General features: G+C 61.0%; 4 protein-coding genes. All 4 read right to left on the reverse strand.

What is annotated here, in order from left to right; all coding sequences use genetic code 11:
• Positions 1-689, reverse strand: a 689-nt coding sequence (locus EN925_RS22765) for a Wzz/FepE/Etk N-terminal domain-containing protein (protein ID WP_245487272.1), incomplete at its 3' end; no start/stop codon positions are given.
• A 1-nt stretch (position 690) separates the two neighbouring features.
• The gene (gene asnB, locus EN925_RS22770) at positions 691-2,688 is read right to left on the reverse strand and encodes an asparagine synthase (glutamine-hydrolyzing) (RefSeq protein WP_127367988.1); all 1,998 of its coding nucleotides are present in this window, start codon (positions 2,686-2,688) and stop codon (positions 691-693) included.
• Positions 2,689-3,948 carry an O-antigen ligase family protein gene (locus EN925_RS22775; RefSeq protein ID WP_127367989.1) on the reverse strand — a complete coding sequence of 420 codons (1,260 nt, stop codon included), beginning with the start codon at positions 3,946-3,948 and terminating at the stop codon, positions 2,689-2,691.
• Positions 3,945-5,100: glycosyltransferase family 4 protein (locus tag EN925_RS22780; protein ID WP_164894337.1), on the reverse strand; the 1,156-nt coding region annotated here is incomplete at its 5' end. The genes EN925_RS22780 and EN925_RS22775, both read right to left, overlap by 4 nt.

The following is a 5,100-nucleotide window of genomic DNA, read 5'->3' on the forward strand; positions in this document are numbered from 1 at the left end:
ACATAGACCTGAGCGAATGTGTTGGCCACGAGCGCCGCCCGCGCGGGACTGTCATCGGCGAAAGCGACGGAGACTACTCTCGATCGCAGCTCCTGCCCGACCCGCATTCCTTGCCGCAAGGCTCTCAATTCGGAGGCATCCTCGGCTTGTGAATCGCTGATTGTTTTGTCCGCTCCTGGCCACAGTCGGTCCAGTAGACCACCGGCAAGCGAGCGTGTCCTCGGGGGAGGGATGGCAGACGGCTCAAGCCGGGAATTCCCGCTAGCGGAATTGTCCTGTCCGGTTTCAGCCGCACCTGTCTTGCGCAGTGCCGCCATGACGCGGCGCAGATGGTCTTGCGACGATAGCATCGTGATGTGGTCATCTATGCTTGAATCGACGAGGTCCTGCGAAGACGGGGCGCCGACGGGCAGTGAACCGCGCGATGGGGCGTCGATGATAAGCTGAGTAGTTGCTTCGTAGAGAACCGGGCGAAGACTTCCAAGCAACCCCGCCAGCAGCCCGCCCAACACAGCGAAGGCAACAATAGACCATTTTCGCCTTGCCAGAATCACGAAGAGTTGGCGCGACGCGGTGGGCGGCTCGACATATTCGCGCAATGACCGCACGTGCACTCTGCCTTCGAGAACCGGTGCTGGTGGTTGATTGATCCGTGGCAGCTGGATCGGGCTGATTGCGGAACCTACCATTTTATACTCCTGCCAGATCGGGTTCATGAATTGGGCCGGTTTGCTGTGCTTGCCGGTTGGCTTGGCTCCGCCAGGCCTGGAACATCAACGCGGACCACAATTCGCGCGAGCGGTTCTGGCCATCAATGTGATCGCGCCAGCAGGCGTCGATCTTCGCAGCGTCCAATACGTCACTGCTTTCTGCTCGCATGTCGGCGAGAAGATCGCTGGCCCAGTTGCGCAGCGGACCCCGCAGCCATGCTGCGATAGGGACATCGAAGCCCTGTTTCGGACGCTCGATCAGGTGCTGCGGGAGATACCGGCGTAGCAATCGACGAAGGATCCATTTGCCGGCGCCATCACGAACTTTCATGTTGGATGGCAGCCGCCAGGAGAATTCGACAACGCGGTGGTCGAGCAGAGGACACCGGCCCTCAAGGCTGTTGGCCATGGTGGCACGGTCCAGCTTCACCAAGATATCGCCGGGCAAGTATCCCTCCATGTCATCGCACAGAAGACGGGAGAGCAGGTCGTCAAGCGGCGGACCGCCGTAGCCGTAGATTGGTTCGGTGGGCCGCTGACGTCCCAGGTTTTCAGCCTGTGGCCGCGCCAGCCGCTGAAACAATTCGTCTTCATTCGATGCCGTGAGCAGCCGGGCGAGACGTTCCATCCGGTCGCTCCGGATAAAATGCCTCGCGCTCGCAGAGAGTGGCAGTTTGCCGATGACATCGTCGCGTCCGGCGCGTGCGAAAAAACCTGCCCCTGCCGCCAAGGTTCGGCGCAGGTGTCGGGGCAGACGCAGGTGTCGTTTCAACCGCTCCGCCATGAAGTGGCGGCCGTATCCTGCGAAGCATTCGTCACCGCCGTCGCCCGACAGCGCTACGGTGACGTGCTGACGAGCGAGCCTGGCAACGAGCAAGGTCGGTATCTGCGATTCATCGGCGAAGGGTTCATCCCAGACCTGCGGCAACTCGGGAATGACGTCACGTGCGGCGCTGGGCGAGAGGTGAAGTTCGGAGTGGTCGGTACCCAGATGACGGGCAACAGCCGCTGCGTATGGAGCTTCATCAAAGCCGCCCTCTGCGAACGAGATCGTGAAACTGCGAACCGGCTTGCAGGATTGAGCCTGCATCAGGGCGATCACGGCTGAGCTGTCGATCCCGCCCGACAGGAAGCCGCCCAGAGGGACGTCGGCGATCATGCGTTCCCGCACGGCCAGCCGAAGCCGGTTGTCCAGTTCGTCAACCAGATCGTCGTCGGTGCCGGTAGCGGGGTTCCGTCGCCCATCGGCTGCAACGTCAGCCAGTGACCACCAGCGGTGAACGCGTTGCGAAAGACGGTCCGCGCTGCGGTCTTCGGCATAATTCGCCGCGGTGACGGAAAGGACGGAACCAGGCGGCAGTTTGAACACGCCTCGCCAGATACAGAGATGGTCCGGCACCCATCCCGTTGAAAGCATTGCCGCCGCGGCATCAAGATCAAGGTCGGGAGAAAAGCCCGGAAAGGTGTTGATCGCCTTCAGCTCAGAGGCGAAAACCAATGCGTCTCGGGTCGAAGCAACATAGAGGGGCTTTTTGCCCATCCTGTCACGGGCCAGATGCAGGCTTCTTGTCTTCAGATCCCACAATGCGAACACGAACATTCCGGCAAAGCGTGTGAGGGCGGTCTCAAGCCCCCAATGCTCGATTGCGCTGAGCATCACTTCGGTGTCGCTGGCACCTTGAAAGGTTTGGCCCGCACCCTCGAGTTCGCAACGCAAATCGCGAAAATTGTATATCTCACCGTTGAAGGTGATCACGTACCGGCCGCTGGCAGAATGCATCGGCTGGTGCCCGGCGGCTGACAGGTCGACAATTGCCAATCGCCTGTGGCCCAATGCGATTCCAGCCTCGCGATCGGCCCAGAGCCCTTCGCCATCCGGGCCCCGGTGACGCAGCGATGCGGTCATCCGCCCGATCGCTTGGAGCGGCTTTATGTCTGTGGCATCGGAAGCCAATAGAATTCCGGCGATCCCACACATTTAGGGCACCCTGGGCTCGGCAAGTTGCCGCCGAAGTGCGGTCGGATTTCCGGCAACGAGGCAGAAAGCCAGCGAAAACCACACGATCGGATGGCGGATGATCAGGTGAGGCATGCTGAAGATTATCGTCGACGCACCGAGCACCAGCAGCGCGTCGAAGCCCGCTCGCCAGGCAACCGACATTGCGGCTCCCACGATCCAGACCAATGCCATCACCGCAAGCAATCCGCCCTGCAGGTAAAGGTCAAGAACGGTATTATGGGCCTCGAAAGGTCGCTGCAGAAATTGACGGTCGGCGACGGGCGGGCGCTCGAGGTGAGGCCCAGGGCCCAATCCCAGCGACCCGGATTTCAACCCCGTTTCCACCGCGTCCTGCCACAGATAGAGCCGGAGTTCGAACGTTTCGAGTGTCGCTTCCCCACCCTGGTCCTTGGTAAGGCTCTTGGCAAAATGGGCGACGCTGGCCTCTTCGGTGAGCGCGTAGGGCGTCATCGCCAGCGCTAAAGGCAAGGAACCCGCCAACAGCACAATTGCTGACAAGCGGGGCAGGCTGGCGCGACCGCTTGTTGCGATCCATGCACGAAGCCGCAATCCGAGAAAGACGAGGCAGCTCAGGATACTGGTGTAGAGATAGGTGTCGCTCTTCGTCAGCCGGCCGACATAAAAGGTCAGGATCAGGCTGGAGAATGCGAGCAAACGGCGCCATGGGTTACGGGTGGTCGTGGCAAGGTGCAAAGCCAGGGGGCCAAAAAGCGCGCAATAGAGCGCAAGTTGGTTCGGGTTCTCGGACCAGCCACGGAATCTGTCCCAGAACCAGGGGTCGACGCCGGGCTGGTGGGCTACCCCAAATGCCAATCCCAGCTGAATTACGAAGCTTCCATTGGCGATGGCGATCACCCACCAGGCACTGCGGCGAAGGTGACGATCGGCGTCGGGCTCCGCGGCCGCCAGGCATGTGAAGCCGGCCAGCAGCATGTAGGCCATCAGGTCATGTACCAGCCCGGTCAAGTAAAGGACGGTGGTCAGGTAGCCGACGATCGTGCCGATTCCCAAAGCCAGCGACAAGATCAGCCAGAAGCTCGCCAGTTGGACAAAAGCGGGTGTGACCTGGAGACGACCCCCGGCGAATATTCGTCCAATCGCCAGAACGATCCAGATCGCGATGAACAATTCGCCATAGCCGAGCGGCAATCCCGGAACGGCCAGTTGCGTCGCGTAGGACATCGCAACTCCCAGGGCGAGCAAGGCGTCCCGGATCATTGACGTGCTCCGCCCCGGTGATCTGCGAGGCTGCCCTCAAGTGCGACAGCAGGGAGCGGTCGCGGAAGCCCCGCGCGGAGTGTGTTTTCGTACAGGTCGCAGTACTGATCGACCACCAACGGCAGGGCAAATCGCTCCCGCACAAGTTCAGCGGAACGGACGCCCATTGCCTTTGCCCCAGCGCGGTCGGACAGCAAGTCTATTGTTCGCGAGGCAAGGGCATCGGCGTCATGCGGTGCAACCAGGTAGCCATTCCACCCGTCTTCGACGACGTCTCTGCAGCCTGGCATCCTGGAAGCCACGATTGGCAGTCCCGAAAGCCCCGCTTCCAGCAACACACGCGGTACTCCTTCGCGATACTGGGTGGGAAAGGCGAATACATCGGCCATGCCAAGGAGATCAGCGACATCGCGTCGTGGACCCAAGGCCAGCACATGAGATGCGTGCCGGTCGATCTCGGACTTGTCGATTGCGAATGAGCCTTCGGATTCTCGCGGGCCGACAAGCACAAATCGTGCTGCTGGTCTTTCGGCCACGACGCGAGGAACCGCCTCGAGGAGGGTTCCCACACCCTTCTGACGGGTCAAGCGGCCGACAAAGATCACCACTTCGGCGGACTGGAGGCCGAGTTCCCTACGCATCTTCGTTGCCGAGGACCCGAGATGGCGCACCGTTGCGAACGCATCGACATCGATTCCGGAACTGCGTATCAGTCGCGAGCTTCCGCGACCGGTCAGCCGAAAGCGCTCGAAGAACAGTTGGTCATCACGATTTTGGAAAACGGTCGCCGCCGTCCACGAAGACGCGAGCCATTGCAGCGCGCAATAGACCGGACGCAGGGCCAAAGCGCGAGGCGCCAGAGATGAGAACGTCCAGCCCAGCCCGTTGATGGTGCGAATAACCGGAACTGTTCCCCGCATGGAAAGGGGCGTCAACAGATTTGGCTTGGTGTCGAAACTCTGGATGATGTCGGGCCGAAGCTCCCGCATCAATCGGCGCATCGTTCCGAGAGCACGCCATTCCCCGCCGCCAGATGCAAACCGGTCGAAGGAAAACCTGTGATGCGAAATGTCATGCCTTAAAAACGGTACGGGAGAACCGCTCGAGACCGCCGTAACGCGAAAGCCTTTCTCTCGCAGCGCGATGAGGAAG

This window comes from Mesorhizobium sp. M7A.F.Ca.US.006.04.2.1 (assembly GCF_004022915.1).
In the GTDB taxonomy this organism is placed as follows: domain Bacteria; phylum Pseudomonadota; class Alphaproteobacteria; order Rhizobiales; family Rhizobiaceae; genus Mesorhizobium; species Mesorhizobium ciceri.